This is a genomic window from Clostridium sp. KLE 1755 (assembly GCF_000466465.2).
In the GTDB taxonomy this organism is placed as follows: Bacteria; Bacillota; Clostridia; order Lachnospirales; family Lachnospiraceae; genus Eisenbergiella; species Eisenbergiella porci.
On the sequence record NZ_KE992763.1, the window covers coordinates 39881 to 62244 of the forward strand.

Annotated in this window: 20 protein-coding genes; 4 read left to right on the plus strand and 16 right to left on the minus strand. The window is 46.9% G+C overall.

Features of this window, described 5'->3' with window-relative positions:
• Positions 1 to 426 precede the first annotated feature (426 nt).
• Genes HMPREF1548_RS23460 through HMPREF1548_RS23470 form a run of 3 tightly spaced genes read right to left on the minus strand, consistent with a single transcriptional unit; the run spans position 427 to position 5551 of the window.
• Entirely contained in the window at positions 427 to 1776 is a 1350-nt protein-coding gene (locus HMPREF1548_RS23460; protein ID WP_021639164.1) for an MFS transporter, read from the minus strand.
• A 23-nt stretch (positions 1777 to 1799) separates the two neighbouring features.
• The gene (locus HMPREF1548_RS23465; RefSeq protein WP_021639165.1) at positions 1800 to 3056 is read right to left on the minus strand and encodes a glycoside hydrolase family 1 protein; all 1257 of its coding nucleotides are present in this window, start codon (positions 3054 to 3056) and stop codon (positions 1800 to 1802) included.
• A gap of 23 nt (positions 3057 to 3079) precedes the next feature.
• Positions 3080 to 5551: a glycoside hydrolase family 2 TIM barrel-domain containing protein gene (locus HMPREF1548_RS23470; protein ID WP_035323609.1), complete on the minus strand. Its 2472-nt coding sequence runs from the start codon at positions 5549 to 5551 to the stop codon at positions 3080 to 3082.
• A gap of 211 nt (positions 5552 to 5762) precedes the next feature.
• Here HMPREF1548_RS23470 and HMPREF1548_RS23475 point away from each other — a divergent pair, with 211 nt between their 5' ends.
• A complete protein-coding gene (locus tag HMPREF1548_RS23475; protein ID WP_021639168.1) occupies positions 5763 to 6836 on the plus strand; it encodes a helix-turn-helix domain-containing protein in 1074 nt (357 codons plus the stop codon).
• On the opposite strand, the gene HMPREF1548_RS23480 is transcribed toward HMPREF1548_RS23475, so the two are convergent.
• From HMPREF1548_RS23480 to HMPREF1548_RS23495, 5 genes are all read right to left on the minus strand, one after another.
• Positions 6833 to 7435: a fibronectin type III-like domain-contianing protein gene (locus tag HMPREF1548_RS23480; protein ID WP_320919948.1), complete on the minus strand. Its 603-nt coding sequence runs from the start codon at positions 7433 to 7435 to the stop codon at positions 6833 to 6835. The two genes, HMPREF1548_RS23475 and HMPREF1548_RS23480, sit on opposite strands and share 4 nt — an antisense overlap.
• A gap of 149 nt (positions 7436 to 7584) precedes the next feature.
• The gene (locus HMPREF1548_RS29215; protein WP_021639170.1) at positions 7585 to 7839 is read right to left on the minus strand and encodes a glycoside hydrolase family 3 C-terminal domain-containing protein; all 255 of its coding nucleotides are present in this window, start codon (positions 7837 to 7839) and stop codon (positions 7585 to 7587) included.
• Between the two features lie 186 nt (positions 7840 to 8025).
• On the minus strand, positions 8026 to 8409 hold the full coding sequence (locus HMPREF1548_RS23485; RefSeq protein ID WP_243003111.1) for a hypothetical protein: 384 nt from the start codon (positions 8407 to 8409) through the stop codon (positions 8026 to 8028).
• A 621-nt stretch (positions 8410 to 9030) separates the two neighbouring features.
• Positions 9031 to 9594 (minus strand): YdeI/OmpD-associated family protein, encoded by a 564-nt coding sequence (locus HMPREF1548_RS23490; RefSeq protein WP_021639175.1) that lies wholly within the window; start codon positions 9592 to 9594, stop codon positions 9031 to 9033.
• On the minus strand, positions 9579 to 10652 hold the full coding sequence (locus HMPREF1548_RS23495) for an AraC family transcriptional regulator (protein ID WP_021639176.1): 1074 nt from the start codon (positions 10650 to 10652) through the stop codon (positions 9579 to 9581). Before HMPREF1548_RS23495 ends, HMPREF1548_RS23490 begins: the two co-directional genes overlap by 16 nt.
• A 184-nt stretch (positions 10653 to 10836) precedes the next feature.
• On the opposite strand from HMPREF1548_RS23495, the gene HMPREF1548_RS23500 reads away from it, so the two are divergent.
• On the plus strand, positions 10837 to 12090 hold the full coding sequence (locus HMPREF1548_RS23500; RefSeq protein WP_021639178.1) for a galactokinase: 1254 nt from the start codon (positions 10837 to 10839) through the stop codon (positions 12088 to 12090).
• A gap of 83 nt (positions 12091 to 12173) precedes the next feature.
• Here HMPREF1548_RS23500 and HMPREF1548_RS23505 read toward each other — a convergent pair whose 3' ends face one another.
• Complete coding sequence (locus HMPREF1548_RS23505) at positions 12174 to 12524, minus strand: MGMT family protein (RefSeq protein WP_025489910.1); 351 nt, start codon at positions 12522 to 12524, stop codon at positions 12174 to 12176.
• Positions 12525 to 12732: 208 nt separating this feature from the next.
• Here HMPREF1548_RS23505 and HMPREF1548_RS23510 point away from each other — a divergent pair, with 208 nt between their 5' ends.
• Entirely contained in the window at positions 12733 to 13770 is a 1038-nt protein-coding gene (locus HMPREF1548_RS23510; RefSeq protein WP_035323613.1) for a BtrH N-terminal domain-containing protein, read from the plus strand.
• A gap of 25 nt (positions 13771 to 13795) precedes the next feature.
• On the opposite strand, the gene HMPREF1548_RS30680 is transcribed toward HMPREF1548_RS23510, so the two are convergent.
• The 7 genes from HMPREF1548_RS30680 to HMPREF1548_RS23540 form a co-directional block, all read right to left on the minus strand.
• Positions 13796 to 13921 carry a hypothetical protein gene (locus HMPREF1548_RS30680; protein WP_268890904.1) on the minus strand — a complete coding sequence of 42 codons (126 nt, stop codon included), beginning with the start codon at positions 13919 to 13921 and terminating at the stop codon, positions 13796 to 13798.
• 218 nt (positions 13922 to 14139) lie between these two features.
• Positions 14140 to 14895, minus strand: coding sequence for a GNAT family N-acetyltransferase (locus tag HMPREF1548_RS23515; RefSeq protein ID WP_035323616.1), 756 nt, complete (start codon positions 14893 to 14895; stop codon positions 14140 to 14142).
• Between the two features lie 239 nt (positions 14896 to 15134).
• Positions 15135 to 15761, minus strand: coding sequence for a manganese catalase family protein (locus HMPREF1548_RS23520; protein WP_021639184.1), 627 nt, complete (start codon positions 15759 to 15761; stop codon positions 15135 to 15137).
• Positions 15762 to 16226: a spore coat protein CotJB gene (locus HMPREF1548_RS23525; RefSeq protein WP_021639185.1), complete on the minus strand. Its 465-nt coding sequence runs from the start codon at positions 16224 to 16226 to the stop codon at positions 15762 to 15764.
• A 200-nt stretch (positions 16227 to 16426) separates the two neighbouring features.
• Positions 16427 to 17788, minus strand: coding sequence for an alpha-L-fucosidase (locus HMPREF1548_RS23530; protein ID WP_021639186.1), 1362 nt, complete (start codon positions 17786 to 17788; stop codon positions 16427 to 16429).
• Positions 17785 to 19614: a sensor histidine kinase gene (locus HMPREF1548_RS23535; protein WP_021639187.1), complete on the minus strand. Its 1830-nt coding sequence runs from the start codon at positions 19612 to 19614 to the stop codon at positions 17785 to 17787. Before HMPREF1548_RS23535 ends, HMPREF1548_RS23530 begins: the two co-directional genes overlap by 4 nt.
• A complete protein-coding gene (locus tag HMPREF1548_RS23540) occupies positions 19604 to 20674 on the minus strand; it encodes a response regulator transcription factor (RefSeq protein WP_021639188.1) in 1071 nt (356 codons plus the stop codon). Before HMPREF1548_RS23540 ends, HMPREF1548_RS23535 begins: the two co-directional genes overlap by 11 nt.
• A 171-nt stretch (positions 20675 to 20845) precedes the next feature.
• On the opposite strand from HMPREF1548_RS23540, the gene HMPREF1548_RS23545 reads away from it, so the two are divergent.
• Complete coding sequence (locus HMPREF1548_RS23545) at positions 20846 to 22297, plus strand: sulfatase family protein (protein WP_021639189.1); 1452 nt, start codon at positions 20846 to 20848, stop codon at positions 22295 to 22297.
• Positions 22298 to 22364 lie beyond the last annotated feature (67 nt).

Here is a 22364-nt window from a genome sequence, read left to right on the forward strand (position 1 = left end):
GTTTAACGAAAGCACGCTATAGCGTGTGGTAGTTGGCTCCTTTTTTTAAGATACATAAAGCCTGTCTGTCAAGAGCCAACTATTCGTTAAACTTGTGTTTTGCGAATAGTCCTATTTGTAAGCTGTGATGCTCTTCTATGTAATTCCTCATTTATCGGTTCCTCCTATAAATCCTCAAGTTAATTCTGTTTCTTCATCTTCGCAATCAACAACCCTGAATCTATATTTGCTATATTTGCATACGTCTGCATTTCCGTCAATTGCCGCTTGCATTTTTTCAAAGTCAATTGCTCTCTAATCACATTTTAAAAGCTACTACAAATGCACGCCGCAGGAATACTGGCTGAAAAATCAAATAAATGCATCAAACCAGCCGCTCAACTACAACCGGATAAATCTTCGTTGTAATGAGCGGCTGATTCGTTTTTATGACTCTGCTTCCGCCTGCGGACGCAGTTTGGCCAATACCTTTTCCACATCAAAGAAATGAACCACGATCAGCATAATGACCAGGATGACCGCTGGAATGACCGAATACAGCAAGCGGATCGAAAGGATCGCACTATCCGTCTGCACACTTGCCGAGCTGATAAAGCCAAACAGTGCCATAAATCCACCAACCAGCAGTGAGGCCACACCGCTTCCGACCTTATTCGCAAAACTAGCAATTGCCGTCGGTGTTCCCTCCACACGTTTACCAGTCTTAATCTCTCCATAGTCGATACACTGCAGGATAAAGTAATGGTTCATCATAGTCAACGTTTGTGAACCGACCGAAATCAACAGTGTTGTGACTACGATCACCATCAGATTGGATGGGAAGAAGAAGCGGATAACCGCTGCTATCAAAGCTACCGCCAGCCCGAACTTGACAAATGAAATAGAACCGATCGTCCGGATTGCCACCGGGAAGAGCAGGAAGAAGAACGGTGACAACAGGCTGAGCATACCAATGACTGACATCAATCCCAGATTTCCAAAAATATAGGTAAAATAGTATGTTCCTACAATCGAAAGTGTATTCGTAAGCAAGAATGACAATAGTACCAATAAGGAGAACATAAAAATATACTTATTCTTCGCTACCAGCTTCAGTCCTTCAACAAATCCCACCTTATTCTTATCTTCGCTTTCCTGATCAATCGGGATCTCTTTTACAAAAAGGAAACGGCAGATTCCGATCAGCAGCATCGGCACCCCATAGATCAGTGCGATCTTCGACCAGCCCCCCGGCTGCGTGCCCAGATTCGCCATCAGCTGCGGCAGCAAAATACTGGATACAGCGCTGAACAGCATCACGATTACGCCGCCAATTGACAGGATCTTCGCCCGCTTGGCATCTTCTTTCACCGCCCGGCCAAGGAAAACGGTTTCACAGGACTGCAGAAAAGTAGCACAGACAGAGTTGATCAGGACATATGTAACAAATATGTAGATCATCTTTCCGGTGGTTCCGATATCCGGCGTACTGTAAAATGCAATGATCAGCAGCCACAAGGGAATGATAAATAATTCATAAGGCCTTGCTTTCCCCAGTTTTGTATTGGTTTTATCGATGATAAAACCGGCAATCAGGTCGGTTACCCCATCAAATAGCTTCGCTGCCATAAACAATGCTCCAACTGCCGCTGAACCGATCCCCAGGATCTCGGTTGAATAATAGGTCACCTGCATCATCAGCACCACACTGATCGCCATCGAAACGGAACGTGAGTTCCAGGCTAACATCAGTTTTGTCGGCACTTTATTCGCCTTTTTCTTACCTTCAGATTTCATTTTGCTTCCTCCTTCTCATCCTCTCATTGATTCCACGACTTGGTTAATTGATAAAAACTGTCTTTGGGCTTTCTCGTTTGTGTCGCCCTGTCCACGCTGATCAAACCAAAATTCCGGCTGTATCCCAGCTGCCACTCAAAATTATCCATCAGTGACCAGTGCAGATAGCCGATTACCGGTATTTCATCCTGAAGGCAACGTTTGACTCCACCAAGTACTTCTTCGATAAATGCGACCCGTTCCGTATCATCAAGTGTTGCGATTCCATTCTCGGTAATCAGAATCGGAATTTTAAGCTCACTGTGTACCCTGCGAATCACATGCTCAAGTGCCTGCGGATAGAACTCATACTCCATCTGGGTCCGCTTGGCATGCTCCGGTGCCGGCAGCTCACCCTCAGCATTGACCAGCGTTCTGGTGTAGTTCTGCAGTCCGAAAAAATCATCCTTTTGCAGATACGGAAGATAATGGGTAAATTCCTCCGCCCAGTGCTGCCTGGCAACCTCTTCCCCGCCTTCGACCGGCTGGATGTCATGCAATGAAAGGGTAATACCGATGGCCAGATGCGGGCATTTTGCTTTCATCGCATCCCGGGCCGCTTCATGAGCCTGCATGATCAAAAGATCGCCCGCTTCCGTACATGGATCCAGGAAGGTATTCACCGCTGCCACACCACCAAAAGCCGCACAAGCCTCTCTTCGTCCCACCATAAACTGTTCCGGCAGCTCCAGATTCACACCGATCTGCAGATTGATGCCCATATTCTTAGCAAAGGTCCGCATGACCGAAGTCATTTGCAGGCGCATGTTCGCTTCATTTATGGTACAGATATATTTCATCTGATCCCCCAGCTGCGCCGCGACATAAGCGCAGTAATCCCGAAAATATGCAACCACCTTTTCCGACTCCCAGCCCCCTTCTTTGATCAGCCACTGAGGTGAAGAAAAATGGTGCATGGTAACAACCGGTGTAATTCCATTGGCCTGGCAGCACGCCAGAACCTCACGGTAATGGTTGATTTCCGCTTCACAGTATCTTCCCTTCTCCGGTTCGACCCTAGCCCATTCGATGGAGAAACGGTAAGCATTCAGGCCGGCTGCTTTCATCAGCTTAATATCCTCTTCATAACGATGATAGTGATCTACCGCATCACCGGAGCGTTCCTTGAATGAACTGTGCTCCAATTGTTCCATTACCCAGAAATCACTCTGGACATTATTTCCCTCCACCTGATAGGCTGCTGTTGATGCCCCCAGCATAAACTGTTTCATTCCTTCCATAATATCCTGCCTCCTTTTTTCACTTAGCTACATCTGATTTCCAGCTCTTCTTCAAACCCTTTACCCGTCACTTTTAAAGTTATTTTTCCAGGTTCCATCGGTGCCCGCAGACAGATCAGCCCCTGCCCTTTCCAGAGTTTTCGTTTCCCGGTACCATAGTTTTCATCGGTACAGGGATTTCCTGAACCAAATCCCGCCAGGTTGCCGCCTTCCACATCCGCTGTCACCTCCAGGTCATCGGTCGGAACGATCTCACCTTCACCGTCGACCAGGCAGACCTTAACGAAACACAGATCCATACCATCTGCCCGGATCTCCTTTCGGTCCGGTATCAATCGGATTCCTTTCGGTTCACCCGCGGTAATGAGTGTATCTTCGGCGGTTATTCTTCCCTCTTTGTGCGCAATCACTTTGAGTGTCCCCGGCTGATAAGGTAACGTAAACTCCGCTTTAAAACGTGTCACCGGAGCGGTTCCCACCACCTCATCATTTAAAATGAATTCAACCGTATCACAGTCCGCATAACATTCTACATCGATATCTTTCCCGATGTAGGCTTCCGGCCAGGTCCAGCTTTTCCAGACATCACTCCACTGCCATCCCAACCCCTGAGACTTTCTCCCGGTATACTGCGGCGGCTTGGCAAAAAGATGAATGCCATCGTCTTTCTGCCACATCACCTTCCGGTAATAGCTTTGGGGCCTGCGATTGCCATCCAGATCAAAATCTCCCTGATAACAGCTGAGCCACGGCCAGGCTCCCAGCATCCCGCTCGCCATATCCTGCACGCTCCGCAGGACCCGGCCAGCACCGGCTTCGCCCAGATTATCGTATGCCGTCCAGATAAAATCACCGATTACATTGCTGTTTTCCATCATCGCCTGATAATAATCATACGTATTATTGGCATGTGTTTCACTGGCGCAGATGATTCGGTCCGGATATTTTTTTGCATCGGCTGTGTATCGTTTGGGCAGATAATTGTAACCAACGATATCCAACATAGCCGCACAGTCTTCTGAGATTTCGCCCCAGACGTCTTCGCCGTTTACAAACCCATCGCCCATATTATTGGTCGCGATGTTTTCGATCATTTTTTCAAATACAGCCGGATCAGCCATCCGCTTCATAACCTCTTCACTGCCGCCTTTTTCTGAATCATTCTTTTGGCTGGCTGCTGCAAACGGCATGCGGGGCGGCTTATCCTTCTCACGCTTTGTTTTGATCATGCTGTGGAAGGCTGCCATGACCGGTCGGTCCGGATCCAGGCTCCGTACGAAGTCTGCCTGCATCCCGGCCAGCTCCACGCCTTTACTCATGCCGCCGGCTTCCACCAGTTCATTGCCAACCGACCAGCAGAATACCGATGGATGATTGCGGTCACGCCGTACCATCGCTTCAGTATCCCGCTGCCACCACTCATCAAAGTACAGATGGTAATCCTGATCGTTCTTCCCGACCCGCCAACAGTCAAAGGTTTCGTCGATCACATACATCCCCAGCCGGTCGCAGGCATTCAGCAGGGCTTCGGAAGGCGGATTATGCGAACACCGGACCGCATTATATCCGGCGGTTTTAAGCAGTTCAATCTTACGTTCTTCCGCCCGCGGAAAGGCCGCTGCACCCAGCAGCGTATTATCATGGTGAATGCATCCGCCCAACAATTTTACCGGCTGACCGTTTACGCGCATACCGTTCTTTGCATCGATCTCGATCTTACGGATTCCCACCGGCAGCTCGCTGTGGTCGGTGCCGAGATTTGTCTGCAATTCCAGTTCCAGATGATACAAATGCGGAGACTCGGCTGACCAAAGCACAGGTCCCACCACTTCGATATCCGATTCCATTTTTCGTGTACTGCCGGCGGCCACCTTCACCGGTAATGAGGCTTTTGTCTCTCCCACCCTGATCTGTAAAGTTCCCTGAGCATCCTTTTCTGATTCATTTGTCACTACCGCTTCTATATGTATCACCGCATGGGAATCACGCACTTTGGCGGTTGTCACCGCAATATCCCACGGCCGGATATGACATGCCTCACCGATCCATAAACTGACTTCCCGGTATAATCCGCCGCCGGAATACCAGCGTGAATTCGGCTGAATGCACCTCGTGACCACTTCCAGCTCATTTTTTTCACCCGGAATGATTGCGTCCTTCAAGTCAAGCTGCCATGGTGTATATCCATATGGGTGCACACCCAAGGCTTCCCCATTCATTGTCACTTCCGCATTCATGTATGCACCGTCAATATCCAGCACCACCGTCTTATCGCTCCACTCGGCCGGTGCCTCAAAGCATTTTGTATAAACCGCGCGGCCGCCCGTAAAATATCCTGTGGAAGCTCCGCCAACTGCTTCTGCCGTCCTTGGTTGGTTAATAATAAAATCATCGGGGAGATCCACCTTGACTCTGGGATTATCATTCCCCAGCCAAAATTCTTTTGATTGTCCGATTGCCCGTTCCCAGCCCAGACTAAATGGGATTTTGATCATCTCTATTTCCTCCTTCACTTGTATCTTGTATCATTTTCATTACCTTCCAGCTGCAACTTCCCACTGTTGTGGTTGATACACCTGTTCATTCATGATAAAATATCTATAACTCTTAACATGATTTTAATGATTTCTACGGTCCTCTTCAATGTTTCTTCCGTAGTTCAAAAAATTAAGCTGTATTATTTCCGTATATCTTAGGAGGTCAAAAATGTCTGTTGATTACAAAATAGAATTAAAAAAACTCGTTTCAGCCTTACAAGTAGAAGCCAAATCGCATCATAAAAACCGTGATTTTCTCCAACTCCTGCCCTTTAATCCCGAAAAACAGGAATCATATGACCTTTATACGATGAACTCGCCTTTCAGCCTGACCATCATTGACTATACGCCCGACGCACCTTATCTCTTCGCCTTTATAGGGGCAGAAACGGCCTTCTCCATTGCGGTTGACACCAGGCAGTTAAGCCGCCTGCATAAACACGACTACTTCGAACTATTTTATATTTTAGATGGGCATTTGGATATTATGATTGAGGGGAGCCATCATCGGTATGAGAGCGGAGAGGCTTGTCTGATCAACTGCAATGCCCGCCATGTGGAAGAGTACCGCAGCGCCTTTCTGGCGGTCTACCTCAATTTCTCCCCCCAATACCTGTCTGCTCTGACCAAGCATCTATTTTTGGATACACAAAAAGACGGCCTTCCCTGGTTTCTCAGCCAAAATATTCAGGCTGATCAGAAAGACCGTAAAGATTATATTGATTTTACTCCGATGCCCGCACCGGATGAGGGTATTTCAAATGGCATGGAGCAGCTTATCTATCGGATTGTAAGCGAATCCAAAGACAAAGCCCCCGGTTATGAAGATATTGTTTCCGGCAGCCTGAAACGACTTCTATTTCATTTGCAGTCGCCGATTGAGTATACCCACTCCTATGTCCGGCTGAAAGCGATTCGGGAGCAAAATTTGTTTGAGGATACCGTCACTTACATCAATCTTCAAAAGAGAAAGGTCAGCAGAAGTGAATTGGCTGATGCCCTGAACTATAATGGCGATTACATCAGCCAGATCTTCTATAAGCAGACCGGGCAGACCCTCGCTGATTATATCCGGAATGTCTGCCTGCGGGAAGCTGCAAGCCTGTTGTTAAATACTGATCTGAGCGCTTCTGCGATCATTCACCGGCTCGGCTTTGAAAACCGCACTGCTTTTTATCGTCAGTTTAAGAAGAAATATCAGGTGACATTAGATGAATACCGCCATAATTATCGTAACTTTTAGCTGTTTTGGATACTAATTTTTACGGCAATTTCAAATCCTTTCAAATATATTTCACGGACCGTACGCTCACTTACATGTGTGTTTGTATGCATCCGGTTATTTTCCTTTTGATAGACATACACCTGCTTATCAATCTCTTTCGCCGAGACCGGAATCCTGACTGCTGCGTCCTTCTCCTGCGCCTCTTCCTGATAACTATAAGGCACAATGCCCTCTGACTTCAGCTCCCGCAAGTCTTCCTGAAGGGGCAGTAAGTCTTTGGCAGCCACGGTAACTGCTTCTTCATCCAGCCTTATTGCCGCTGCAATGCTGGTATCCCGTGAATGACTTCCCACCCGGATAAAATATTCCTCAGCTTCCAGAATGTACATGGAACGTTCAGAATCGTAAGAAGCCATTGTCTTTAGCGGATATGTAATCTGCAGCTCCTCACTTTGCCCCGGGGCAAGCACGCCGTTCTTTCCGTATGCCGCCAGTTCCTGGTAAGGTTTCTCCAGCATTCTTTTGGGGGCGGAATAATAGACCTGTACAACCTCGCGACCTGCAATTTCTTCCCGACGTTTGTGACTTTTACCGTTACCGAAACATTCTGTGCAGATGCCGTAACCTTTTCCACAGCAAGTTCAAACTCTGTATAAGAAAATGACTATGGCTTACCTTTCCATATCCAAACGGATAGGCCGGAGTAACATTAAATGTGTCAAATACCGGTACCCCACATAGATTCCTTCCCGGTAGAACTCATCATCTAAAAAACTATATGACTCCGCCCCGGATAGTCTCGGTATTGTTTGGCCCATGTAGTTGTCAGGTGACCTCTCGGTGACACCTTTCCGGTCAATACGTCCGCCAGTGCATATCCTCCGATACTTCCGGACTGACTCATCAGAAGCACTGCCCCGATCCCCGGCTGCTGTCTTAGATACTTCGTATCGATTACTCCGCAGACATTTAGAATGACAATGACATTCTCATAGCTGGCGGTCTTTTCCCTCTCCGGCATTACGGGCAATCACATAAATGGCAATATCTGTTTCTGCCCTTTGAATGTCCTCATCACGGATCTTCGGAATCATCGGCTCATGAAATGGGGAATTGAATAGCTGCATGACTCTTCGAATTCATCACTACAATGAAAATCCTGGCTTATATGCCGTCCTACAAAGCAGTCGCTGCCTCTTTCAGCTGCCTAAAGCCAACAAAAAGGGGCTCCAGTATCTGGAGCCCCCTCATGTTTCGTTACATTTGTGATAATTCTTATTTCTTCATTTTTGTTAATTTGAATATTTTTTCCAATTAAAGGATGCTTCAAATACTTTACACGCTTTTTCTGTTCTTTGGCGTATTTAATCTCAGATTTAGTTGATTCACTAATATATCCACCAACATTAATTACATAAATTTCATCTGCCATATCAATTTTTCTTTTATGCATATCGTCAAGCATGACTTTTGTCTGAGTCAATGTATTTTCATCCATACCTTCCCAGACCTCTTCATCTCCTGAATGTCCAAATAAACCAACAGATATAACAATATATCCTTGTAATGTTAAAAGTTTTTGCGTTTCCATAAACTCTTTTTGAATATTGTGCTTCCACATAATGTAATTACTTTATATTTTCCTACCATAAATATTCTCCCATCTAAATTTCAGTTTAGCCATGCAACGCACAAAAAAACAACCATCAAATATTGATGGTTGACTAACTTATTTTTTAGGAAGCATTAAAACAATTATTGTTAGAATACCTAAAAGCATAAAAAAAGTAAATGAAGCCATTATAATACCTGCAACAGGAAAAATAATGAGAGGTACATAATTTCCACAATATTCTTTATATAAAAACGGAATTAAAATGGCGGTCAATGTAACTACAAACATTTTTGTTACAATATTCCATATAGAAGAATCTCTATACTCTCATTCACTTTCATATGCCATGTATAATGATATCAACTCATCATTTTTTAATTCTTTCATATGTACCTCCATGCATATTTTTATCATCATTATAAGCTTTAAACCATCAATATTCAATTATCAAGGATCTATATTTCGCTATTAGTTCAATAAAATTTTCACTAATTCATCAAATTTAATCTGTCCGGGTAACTTATCATTTAAAAGAACAAAAGCTAAAAATGCAGTCCACGTATTACAGGAGAAATGACAGGCACCAGGCATCCCTGTTTACATGGGCTTCAGGTTTTTATTCAGCCGTTCAACCATCCAGGCCAGTCTTTTTTCACGGCCGGCATCTGTTTTGGCATCCAGCCAGGCACGTGTATAGGTCTTTTTAACAGAAGGAGGCATTGCCATAAAATTCGTATGGGCGGGTTCAAATCTTGAAAGGAGGCCGGATACTAAGGCTATTTGCTCCTCGGTAATCTCCGGCGGCTTTCTGGCATTCCATTGCCCGTTTTCCCTGGCCTGCGCAATTTTTATCCTGCCATAATCTGTCATAATGCCCTGGGCTTCAAGTTTTTGGACCAGAGCCTTATTTTTTTCTGACCATTTGCTGTTTGCCCTGCGTGCGGAAAAATATTTTTTATAACTCTTATCGTCAATTCTCTGCATCTGACCGTCAATCCAGCCAAAGCAAAGTGCTTCTTCAAGAGCCTCGCCGGCCGTCAGCGTTTCAGGGCCGCCCGCTTTGCCAAACAGCAGCCATATGCCGCTGGCTGTCTGGCAGTTTTCCTCCAGCCAGGCCCTGAATTCTGTTCTGTTGGCAAATTGCATTATATTGTCGTCCATGGTATCTCCTTTTCTGGATCTGATTTTTCTGGAACTGATTTAAAATGATAGATTTTTTTGCGGTAATCCCGGGGAGAACAGCCCTTCAGCCTGTGAAAAACTTTGGAAAAATAGTTGGAATCCGCAAAACCTGAATGCAGGGCAATTTCCGTGAGACTCTCCTCTCCTGCCAGAATGTCAGGGAGGCTCTGTTCAATTCTGTACTTCAGTAAATAGTCAAACAGAGATTCCTTCATATATCGTTTGAAAATGCGGCAGCATTCACTTTTGCACAGGTGCACATGCCGGGCGATATCATCCAGCTCCAGCTTCTGCTGGTAATTTTCCTGGATGAAGGTAATCATTCTGCGGATTCTTTCATAATTTTTTTCATCCCTTCCATTACTGTTACAGGCTCTGTCCAGGCAGCAGTGCTCCAGCATCAGTCTCCAGATGTGAAGCAGCTCCTCCTGCAGGCGCAGTTCATATAAGGGCTTCTTTTCTTCATATACGGCGGTAATATGCCGGAGGCCTTCTATTACCTCCCCATGCCAGCTCTCTTCGCTGTTAAAGCTTTCTTTGCCATAATAATTTTCTTTGCCGTGAAAAAATTCTTTCCTGTGAAAATGCAGAAAAGCCAGGCCGGAATTATGGATCAGAGGTTCCACATACTTTTCCTGGAGCAGGCTGCCTTCATAGCCATAGAGCAGCCTGGGAGAAAAGGTAATGGAAATGTAGCGGCAGTCTCCTTCATCCGCTCTGTGCGCCGAATGGAGCGTTCCTGAATTGCCGAACAGGGCGTCTCCTTCATTCAGGCTGATGCTGCTGTCATTTATCTGATAAATCATGCATCCGTCCGTTACCAGCGTAAATTCAATTTCCGTATGCCAGTGCCAGAGAAAAGAGCCTGTCTCATAGCGGGAAAGCCTTTCCCTGCTGACCAGGAAAGGAAATCGATAGCTTCCGTGCTCCTTTAATTCCCGGCCGGAGGGGTTGGTGATTATCTGTGTTTTTTCTTCCTGCCTGTCCATCTGCTCTCCTGTCCGTGTAAGGGACTGTTCCTTCTGCAATCTGCCCACATTCCCTGCTTACAACCTTCTTATAAGAAGGATAGCATTATCAGACTGACTATGCAATTACTATTTTACATTCTGCGCAATATATTCCTTATAATGCGCAGAATTTTTAAGGAGTACATAGCTAAAACCGCTATAATAATAACTGTAAAGGGCGCCCGGATAAAAACGGAAAGGAAAGAAAAAAATGTGTAAATCAAAGGAAAGTCTGAAGGAAATGCTCTATGCTGTTTATGGCGAAGGAACCCGGAGCCTTGCCCGCTTCACTGTGCTTGAACGGCAGCTGAAAACAGAATTTAATGCGGAGGGAGCCGAATATTTTACTGCTCCGGGAAGAACGGAAATAATAGGGAACCATACGGACCATAATGGAGGCAAGGTGCTTGCGGCCAGTATTGGGATGGATACCATCGCTGCTGCCTGGCCGAATCATTCCGAGTGTGTCATTGTGCGAAGCCAGGGCTTTTCACAGCCCTTTGTTTTTGATTTGGGACATCTGGATGCAGTACCGGAGGGGGACGGAACCCTTTCCCTGCTGGCAGGTATTTTCCGGGGGTGCCGTTCCCTTGGTTTTAAGGTAGAAGGCTTTTATGCCTGTATTTCCACTGAGGTGATCAGCGCGGCCGGCGTCAGCTCTTCCGCTTCCTTTGAAATGCTGATTTGCGCCATTATCAATCATTTCTTCAATGAAGGCCGTATGTCCTGCCTTGACTATGCAAAAATCGGGCAGTATGCGGAGCATCATTACTGGAAAAAGCAGTCCGGGCTGATGGATCAGCTGGCTTGTGCGGTGGGCGGAGCGGTCTTCCTTGATTTTTCAGATAAGGAGAATCCGGTGGTGGAAAAACTCACTCTCCCGCTGGAACAGGAGGGCTATCAAATCATCCTGGTAAATACCGGAAAAGGCCACGGAAACCTGAGCCGGGAATACTCGGAAATCCCTTCGGAGATGAAAAAGGCAGCTTCCTGTCTTGGAAAACGGCAGCTGTCTGATACCAGCCTGGAATCGCTCCTGCAGGAAGCATCGGCTGTCCGGCAAACCTGCGGTGACCGCAGCCTGCTGCGAGCCATCCATTTTTTTGAAGAAAACAGACGGGTTGACGACGCCAGGGAAGCGCTTGGTCAAGGCAATATTCCCGGTTTCCTTTCTCTTGTCTGCCAGTCAGGCAATTCTTCCTGGAAATATCTTCAGAATTGCTGTGTCCCTTCTGAGCCGGCAGAGCAAAGCGTGAGCGTAATGCTCGCTCTTACAGAGCTGTTTCTGGCCAAAATCGGAAAAGGGGCCTGCCGGATACATGGAGGAGGCTTTGGCGGTGTCATCATGTGCATCCTTCCCCGGGAAGCTGCCGATGTATACAGGGAATATATTTCCGCTTATGCGGGATGTGACAATGTTTTTCCCATCACAATCCGCAGTCAGGGCGCAATTCATCTGGGGTAAAATAATATGCCGGCGCAGGAAATGCCAGACAACCAGCCGGTACTTATATATGCGGATGCTTTTTCCTGCGCTGGGATACGTTTTTATATTCCCTGTTCTTCAAAGCATGTTTTCAAATAAAGCGCATCCTCCATGGTATTGTCCCAGGCATATTTTTTCAAATCCACTCTGTTATCCTTTACCGGGACACCTTCCTTTTCCAATAGAAGCCGCTGCATATCCGGCGTATCGAAGGCGGGGGAACCGGAAAGAATCCCCTGGGAATTAACAATGCGGTGCGCCGGAAGATCACCGGCAAGCCCTCTGTTCAGGGCGTAGCCTACCTGTCTGGAATTGCGCGGCCGGCCGCATAAAAGCGCCAGCTGCCCATAGGTAGCCACTTTCCCACAGGGAATCTGTGAACCAACCAGCGCCAGTCTTTTATAAAAATCCATCCTTATCCCTCCCATAACATCGGCCATTTTCCTGTTTTTCAACCTGATTATATAATGAGGGCCGGCCTGCGTCAATGTACACCTGATAAACCAAATGCCCCTTGACCTTCCCCCGCAGAGGAGGCGTTATGCTGTATTCAGCAACCAAAATCAAGACGGCGGATCTGGAAATAAATGCCGGTATTCATTACAGAAAGCGGGAACAGGAATGAAAAAAACAGTGGATAATTTTCAGCCTGCAGGCGGCATGCACTGCATCACCAACGCAATGAAACAAATCTTTAATTTCTATGGGCATCCTTTATCGGAGGAAATGCTGTTCGGGCTTGGCGAAGGCCTTGACTTTGCATACATAAATATGGCCCATTCGCCGATGGTATCGGGGCGTTCGAAAATAATGGAATTTGAGGGGATATTATCGAAACGCCTTGGGGTGGGGATGAAATTCAGGAAAGGACGCGATAACAACAAGAGCTTTGAAGCGGCCAGGAAAATGATTGATGACAACCAGCCGGTACTTATATATGCGGATATGCCATATCTTCCGTATATGTCCTTGGATCCGGACAGCCATTTCGGCGGCCATGCCGTTGTTTTGTTCGGCTATGATGACGAACAGGGCTGCTTTTACGTCAGTGATCGTGATAACCCGGACTTCCCGGTCAGGACTCCCGGGGGAATGATTGCGGAAGCTTATCATATGGTGAGCTATGAACAGATGGAACTGGCCCGTGCCAGCGCCTTCCGGCCTTTTCCTGCGAATAATAAGTATATCATGTTTGATTTCAGTAATTTTAAAAATGCGGATAATGCAGGAATTCGTCAGGCTATCATGGCAGTGTGTGATAAAATGTTAAATCCCCAGGCCAGGCTGAAGGGAATCTGCGGTATTGAAAAATTTGGGAAGGAAATTATAAAATGGGGTTCCTTCGATGCGGCAAAGCTGCGGACAGCGGCAATAACCAACTATTTTCAGATAAGTGCGGATGGGGGGACCGGCGGCGGGATTTTCAGAAAAATGTACGGCGGATTTTTGCTTGAGGCGGCAGAACTGCTTGAAAACAGCCGTATCCGGACGATTGGCTCACGCTTCTTTGAAATTGCAGAGGAGTGGGATATTGTGGCAAATGAACTGTGGGAGGTGTCTGAAGATGGGCATAGCAGTCTCCTGCTCCATATATCTGAAGAAATCAGGGCGCTGCATGACGCGGAATATGATTTATACAGCCAGCTGACGAAGCTTTGAACACGCACAGAAAAAGACGCGGTTTTCAATAGATAACGCGAAAATACAGCAGACTTTTTCTCAGCGCATGGGCTCCCAACAGATAAAGCATGGCGCAGGCGGTGCTGAAGCTGAACAGGACATATAACAGACCGGGCTTTTTACTTTTCATGAATTTTCTCCAATGTGGAATGCTGGGGTGAATTTTATCTGAGATTAGTATTCCCCTGATAAAGAATTGCATGTCAGTCTGCCGGATCCTAATTTTGTCATTTTACATGAAGTTAACATAAATATATTATGTTAACTTCATATCCTTATAAGATTGTATTAAGGTTACATAAATAAATTATGTTAACTATATAGCTGTTTTAAATTGAAAAAAGCTGCTCAGGCATTATTTTTAAGTATTCTCTGTATGCCGGCAGCATCTGTCAGGTTCACTGTCTCAAAAATCCCATTGTAAAAAATGCCCCAGTTATTAAATACACAGGGCAGGTCTTTTGCTTTCCGGAGTGAGTCCACCCGGATGAAAGAAACAGGGATATGATTTGTTTCACAGTAATCTCCTATCCTTTCGATATACTGCGGTATAAACGGACATTGCATATCATAAAAGATTGTCAGCTCTTTATTTTCGATTCTGGAGCTTTTGGCCCTGGGAGTGAATTCCGGCATGGTTCCGTCAAAGGAAAGGGCAAGCAGTTCATATCCGTTTTCGGTGGTGTCAGCCACCTTAAAGCCATATTTTTTCGCAAACGCCTGATCGGAAAGCCAGCCCTTTTGTTTTTTGGCCCCCAGCATACAAATGCCGGATTTTCCCTTTTCCCTGGCATCTGCAATACAATATTCCATCAGGGCTTTCCCATACCCTTTCCCCTTGCAGCTGCCGGATACCCACAGGCAATACAGGTAATAATAATTGTCACCGATAATGGGTACCCAGGCAGTTTCAAGAGGGGCATATTCAATAAAAACCGTGGCCTTTTCATTCAATTTTCTGAATACATGGCCCTCCGCCAGCCGATCCGAAAGCCATTGCCGTTTTGCCTCCACCCCCTGGTGCGGCTTTTTACTGCGGATGATACAGCATAAATGCTCGTTGGCAAGGTTTTCCGGTGTTAAATTTACAAAATCCATATTCATGTAATGCCCCTCCTGTTTCACTGTTTGTCAATATTTTATCATAAACCGGTAAGCCCGTCTATCGAAGCGGATCCATAATTGAAGTGGTTCCATAATCCAAGTAATTTCATGCTCCAAGTGGTCCCGTACAGGCTGTCTGGCAGGATAAAGGCTGCATTTTCGGCTGGTGAAAAAAGGGACCGCCTGCAGCGTTCATCTGATGCTTGCAGGCGGCCCCTTTACCGGATATGGTGCGAGGGTTAAAGCTTAAATTTGCTCTTATCCTTCATTTCTTTATCAAATTCAGGATTGAAATAATAAAAGTTTTTGGGATCCAGTTTATCCTTTGTTTTTTCCAGCGCTTCACCGAATCTCTGGAAATGGACGATTTCCCTGGTACGCAGGAATTTCAGAGGTTCCCTGACTTCCGGATCGGTAATCATGCGCAGCAGGTTGTCATATACGGTCCTGGCCTTCTGTTCTGCCGCCAGGTCTTCTGTAAGGTCCGCAATGGCATCGCCCTTGGACTGAAACTCAAGTGCTGTAAAGGGGACGCCTGCGGCGGCCTGGGGCCAAAGGGCCGCGGTGTGATCGATATAATATGCGTCAAAGCCGGCTTCCTGTGCCTGCTCTACGGTCAGGTGCTTCGTCAGCTGGTAAACCATGGCGCAGATGATTTCCATATGCGCAAGCTCTTCTGTACCAATATCTGTAAGAAGGCCGCCCACTTCCTTTACCGGCATGGAATAACGCTGCGCCAGGTAACGCATGGAGGCGGACAGCTCACCGTCCGGCCCTCCGTACTGGCTGATGATCAGCTGTGCTGTTTTCGGACAGGTTTTGGTAATTTTTACGGGGTACTGCAGTCTTTTTTCATATGCCCACATTTATACACACGCTCCTTCCCAGGGGGCCGGACCGTCTGTCCAGCTGAATTTTTTCATTTCCTTGCCGCAAAGGACCATGGCTGCTTCGGAAAGCGGGTAAAATTTCTGCGCGAATTCCTTTGTCAGCTGCACTTTACGGTTGGAATATTCCTCAAACATGCGGAGGGCTTCCTCATCTTCTTCGTGGGTATCCAGATACAGTGTCAGGTCATTTACCACAAAGCCGGCTTCGTCAATTTTGGAAAGCAGCTGTTCTCTTTCCTCCTGTTGCGTACTTTTTTCTTCAGCGCCGTTGTCAAAACCCTGGCCCGCGGGGATTTCCTCTGTGTCGTCAGCCATAAAAAATGGCAGGTTCAGCTCCGGGAAAATGGTTCCTTTTCTCAATGCCGCCGCAGGTTCATAGACTGATTTCCACTTCTGGCAGGGAATGCTTGCAATAGCAAGCTGGTTACCGTTTTTATCCATTGTAAAACTCCTTTCTGTTGCATAAAATGACATGGAGTTCGTAGCTTCATGCCGCCGGAATCTGTATTTTTTTTAAGTAAAAAAGGGTCTTTTTACCACAAAAAAATACATCCTCCGACAAGCTTAGTATGCTTCCGGGAGAATGTATTTATGTTGGGAGTTTGATACATTACTTATTTGCAGCTGTCATTTTTGTTATATTACGGCATAGCTTCCAGGATAAAGCAGTCTGCATAAAAGGCAGAGTTTCTGTCTACGTCTGTAGTATCCAGGAGGAGCTGGCTGCCTTGTTTTTTAAAAGGAATTTCCTGGCCGGTTCTCATCAGCCTGACACTCTTTATGTCTTCAGTGGCAGTAAGGTATACGCGCAGGGGCAGACGGACGCAGTCATCGTAGAGATAAAAAGCATATCGGATATTATTTTTGGCAGTGTATTTCACATTTCTTTCAAAATAGGGTTTGATAATATCGGTTTCATAAATGCCCTCTCCATGCATCCTGAGCCATCTGCCCATATCGCGCAGTGAAGCCACAGCCCCGGCAGGAAGCTCGCCGTCCGGCTGCGGAGCCAGGTTCAGGGCCAGGTTGCCGCCTTTGGAGACGATGTCCAAAAGAAGATGGACAAGCTGCCTGCCGGATTTGAAGTGATCCGTATAATGAAAGGAGAATTTCTCTCCTACTGTGGTGCAGGTTTCCCAGGGGATAAAAAGCGGCTCCTCCGGCACCTGTTTTTCAGGGGTTACAATGTTTTCGTATTCTCCGCCCACCGTCCTGTCACAGACAATGAGGTGAGGCTGCGGGCCTTTTCTAAGCTTCTCCACGATTTCCCCCAGGCGGATATCCTGATTAAGGTTATCCTTGTTAACCCAGCCTCCGTCCAGCCAGAGACAGTCAATTTTTCCATAATCGGTGCCAAGCTCCTCCAACTGCCTGTGCGTATAGGATACAAAGCGGTCCCACAGCTGCGGGTATTCCTGAATGGAATAGTTCACATTTCTTGTGGGCGCTGTTCCGAAATCACGATGCCAGTAATCATCACAGTGCCAGTCGGGTTTGGAAAAATAAACGGAAATGGCCATTCCCCTTTTCCTGAATTCTTCATACAGGCTGCGCGTGATATCGGCATAAGGACTTGTATGGAAGGGACAGGAAGGATCGGTAATCTTATAATCGGTGGTCGCAGTATCAAACATACAGAAGCCGTCATGGTGCTTGGTGGTGAAAAGAAGGTATTTGAAACCGCATTCCTCAGCCAGCTGCGCCCATTTATCCGGACGGAATTTTACAGGATTGAAGGTTTTGTTGGCATTGATATACTGCTGCTTGAAGGTTTCAATATCGGTCCAGTCCACATCCGCCTGTGACCAGGAAGCATCGCCGTCTGACAGGGGCCAGGATTCCATGGTTCCCAGCTGGCAGCCCGGCGCCCAGTGCATCATAAAGCCCAGCTTCAGCCCCATAAACCATTTTACATGCGCCTGTACTTCAGGCTCCTTCGGAGGCACATACTGCTCGGCGGCTGTGTAGGTATGCACGCCGTTGGTTACAATTTCTTTTTTCATTTTTCTGCCTTTCCGCCCGTTTCCCCGGGCAAACTGCTTTTGTCAGGATTTTCTTTTTCCTGTGTGATATCCAGTATAATGCGTACTGTCAGGCTCCCATCCTCCTCATTCCGGAAAATCAGGCCGCTTCCTCCGTGATACCAGAGCGCGATCCGTTCATTTACATTACGGATGCCAAAGCCGCTGGAAACCTGCAGCGTTGTTTTTTCATAACGTATGTGGCGGTTCAGTTCCTGTGCGTCACAGCCTCTGCCATTGTCATGGACCTCTATCAGCGCCGTACGGCCTTCCTTCCAGGCGTGTATGTCAATGCACAGATCCTCCCCATCCACCGTTTTGGCATGGCGCACGGAATTTTCCACAAGCGGCTGCAGGGTAAATTTGGGAATGCTGATATCCTCGTTGTCAACGGAAGTATCCAGGTGCAGCCGGTTGTTATGGCGCAGCTGGTAAACGGAGATAAATTCCCGGATATTGGCGATTTCCTGGGAAATGGCAACCATGCCGTCCGCATTGGTGATGCTGTAGCGCATCATATTGGCGATGGAGGAAACGATACTGGCGATATCATCACAGTTTCGGGATAAAGCGAGCCAGTTCACCATATCCATCGCATTAAAAATAAAATGAGGGTTGATTTGGGCCTGCAGGGCGCGCAGCTGTGACCGTTTTTCCTTTTCATCCTGAATGCGGATGTCTTCAATCAGCCGGTTGACATTGTCAATGAGCTGGCCGAAGCTTTTTTCCAGTATGACAAGCTCCTTTTCATTGGATACGTGCAGCTTTTCCTTATCATAATTCCTGGTGTCGCGCACCTCTCCGATTGCGGCGGAAAGACGGATCAGAGGGCGGCTTAAGCGGCCGGTGAGGATGTAAATGGCAAGCAGGAGAACCAGGGAAATTCCTGCGAAAATCAGGCTGTAGGTAGCCATCAGGGGCTTTACGCTGGCGGTGATATCGCTGTTTGGAGTAAGAAAAAGCAGATGTATGCCATACTGGGCCTGGCAGTTGCTGGCCAGGTATTTTTCCCCGTCCAGGCTTAAGGTAAACTCATCCTGTTCCCCGCAGCCGGAGGCCTGCCAGGCAGATTCATAAACGTTGCAGCCGATGCCTGTGCTGCTGCAGTACAGGTTTTTCCCATCATCATCAAGAATGGCATAACCACTTCCGGCCGTCACAGGAATACTGGAAAATACGTTTTCCAGCTGGTTTTTCGCTACGCTTACCACCATCACTGCGGTGCCGTTGGAATCATAAGGACCAATGTAGTAGGTGTTGATAATTTTTCGGGCAATGCAGAATTCATCTGTAGACTCATTCGTAAATACATGAACGGTACGCTTTACGGTTTCCCTGTACCATTCCTCCTCCTGTACATTGGTATCGGAAAAGACCACATTTGAGGCAGCATAGGGATTATTGTCAAGGGTATAGCTTTCAAAGGTCTTCGCAATCGGGAGGAGGTCAGAGAGAAAAAGGGTACTTCGGTAATAATAGGTGCTGTCAATTACCTGGTGCGTGGCGTAATGCGCAAACTGGGTCTTGACGGCCTCCCGCATCTGTATTGTTTCCAGAGGATCCGTGCATGGATTGCTCAGATAACCGCCCAACGCCTTGTCACTGACCAGCTGCACGGCAGTGTGATAGACGGACTGTACAAAGTTATCGGCCATCTGGCGGTTCAGCTCCACACTGGCCCGCTGCCTGATTACAGTTTCCTCAAACATAACGTGATAAAAGTACAGATACATAACCCCATAGGAAACAAGCAGGACGGATAGCATGACGGCTGCAGTGATATAGAAAATTTTTTTCCTAATTCCCATCAATACCTCCCTGTATAATCAGATTTCTGTATTCGCTGGGAGTGCTTCCCATTTTCTTTTTAAACAGCTTGGCGAAGTATTTGGCGTCACTGTAGCCGGAAAGTGCGGCTACCTCAGAGATGGAATACTGCATATCGGAAAGAAGCTCCCTGGCCTTTTCCAGACGCAGTTCGGTAACATAACTGATCAGATTGTTCCCCGTCGTCTGCTTGAAAACAGTGCTCAGGTGGGACAGGGATACATGCATGGCATAGGACAGGCCGGACAGGTTAAAATCCGGTTCACAGTAATGCTCTCCGATATAACGGAAGGCATAGGCGGCTATTGCCTCCGTATGGGCGCTCTTCTGCTGGGAAACGCTGGTCAGCAGATCATAGTATTTCGTGATAATATAGTCCATTTTTTCCTGGCGGCTGGTCATATCCAGGAAATTTTCCATGGTTTCATTCCTGGAATAGGAAATTGCCTGCTGCTCCAGATTCATGTCATTCAGATAGGCGTATAAATAATTGATAAGCTGGATGCCTACGGGATTGCAGTCATTCCCGTTCATCAGCTCGGCAAATAGCGCCGACTGGAAAAATTCATCCAATATACCGCGATCATTGGTTTTCAGCGCCTCCAGGAGCTGTTGCTTTAAGGAATCATCCCAAACTGTAAGGTAGGATTTGCGCTGGAGAAGAAGCTGTTCCTGCTTACGGGCAAGAAGATCATTGAGCTGCCCTATTTTTTCCCGTGTGATGGGTTTGAGTATGTAATCAATTACCCCATATTGGATGGCCTGTCTGGCAAACTCAAATTCACCGTGAGCGGTAAGAAGTATCATCTGTATGTTTTCATTTTTCTCATGGACGATACGGGCCAGCTCGATGCCGTTCATGCCGCCCATTTTTATATCGGATATGATCACATCCGGAATCAGTGTTTCCATGAGCGCGACGGCTTCCTCTCCCGAAGAGGCCGTGCCTGTCAGTTCACCCTGGAAGCGGTTCCAGTCCAGCATGGATATGAGGCCTTCTATAGCGTATTTTTCATCGTCTACCAAAAGTATTTTCAGCATTGGGGAACGCCTCCTTATCAGGTGATGAATTTATTATAAAGCCGGTAAGAGGGATGTGCAATTGATTAACAGGAGAATCGAAAAAAATACACCTTTTCTAAAAAGAATCTGATTGTAGGGGCCGGCGCGTTTTTCTACAATGGAAGCATACCGAAAAGGAGGTTTTGGGGAATGGGAAAAAGAAAAAATATTCTGTTGCTTTTGTCGGATCAGCAGAGGCTGGATACGGTGAGCGCTTATGGGATGGACTGTATCTGCAGGACTCCGCATATTGACAGGCTTGCGGAGGAAGGAATGAAGTTCCGTAATGCGTTCTGTACTTCTGCTATCTGCGCACCTTCCAGAGCCAGTGTGATGACCGGGCTGTATGCGCACCGGCATGGAGTGATAGATAATTATACGGATATTAAGGAAGGCGTGCCGCTTTTGGGGGATTGTATGGCTTCTGCCGGGTACTATTGCGGTTATGTGGGAAAGTGGCATGTATCACCGGTGAAAACACCGGCGGAATGCGGTTTTGAGGATAATCTTCCCTTTATGGGCTATGGGTTTCCCGGAAGCAGGGTATTTCCCAGCCTGAAATTTGATATTCCGCCGGTGAATACACCCAATTATTATGCGGAGTATCTGAAGGAAAAAGGGTTTGAGGGTGTGGATGTATCGCATGGATTTATGGGAAATAATCCGGCGCTTCAGATTCAGGAGATGTTTTGCAGGCACGAGGGGCCTGTGGAGAGCACAATAGAGTATTTTGTGGCGCAGGAAACCAACCGGCTGATCGAAAAGGCAAGGGATAAGGATCAGCCTTTCTTTATCTGGAGTAATTTCTGGGGGCCGCACAGTCCGAGTATTGTACCGGAACCCTACTATTCCATGTACCGGCCGGAGGACATACCGGAACATCCCAGCTATTGCGAGGATTTCCATGATAAGCCGTATGGATATTATCTGACGGAGAAGATGTGGGGGCTATCGGATTATGGCTGGAAGGGGTTCCAGGAGATTGCCGCCAGATATTTCGGGCATTGTACGCTGATAGATGACTGTGTGGGAATGATAGTTGAGAAACTGAAGGAATGCGGACTGTATGAGGATACGATAATTATATACAGCGCGGATCACGGGGATTGCATGGGCGCGCACCGGCTGATTGAAAAGGGCGCTTTTACGTTTGATGAAATCTACAGGATCCCTTTGGTAGTGAAGGGACTTGGGACTAAAGATAATGAGAGCCTGGTGCTGCTACAGGAACTGATGCCAAGCATACTTGAACTTGCCGGCATGAGGCCTCCCAAAAAAGTGGACGGAGAAAGCCTGGTGCCCCTGATGCTGGGAGAAGTGCCGGATAATGGCCGGAAGTATATTTATGGGGAGTATCACTATCATTTTTATACGGCGCGGCAGCGCATGGTAAGGAATTTGGAATATCAGTTTACTTTTAATGAGAATGAACGGGGAGAATTATATGATTTAGGCAAGGATCCCTGGATGCTCAAAAATGTGTGTTATGAGAAGGAATACGAAGGCATAAAACGTTGCCTGATGGATCGGATGAGTGAGTTTATGAAGGAAACAGAAGATCCGGCAGGGGTATGGTTTGAGAGAATCCGGGAGTTTTACTGATAATTATGATGACAGGCTTATGACGGAGTTTTTTCGTAAGGCATCAGCCATGCATCTTTGAAAAAAC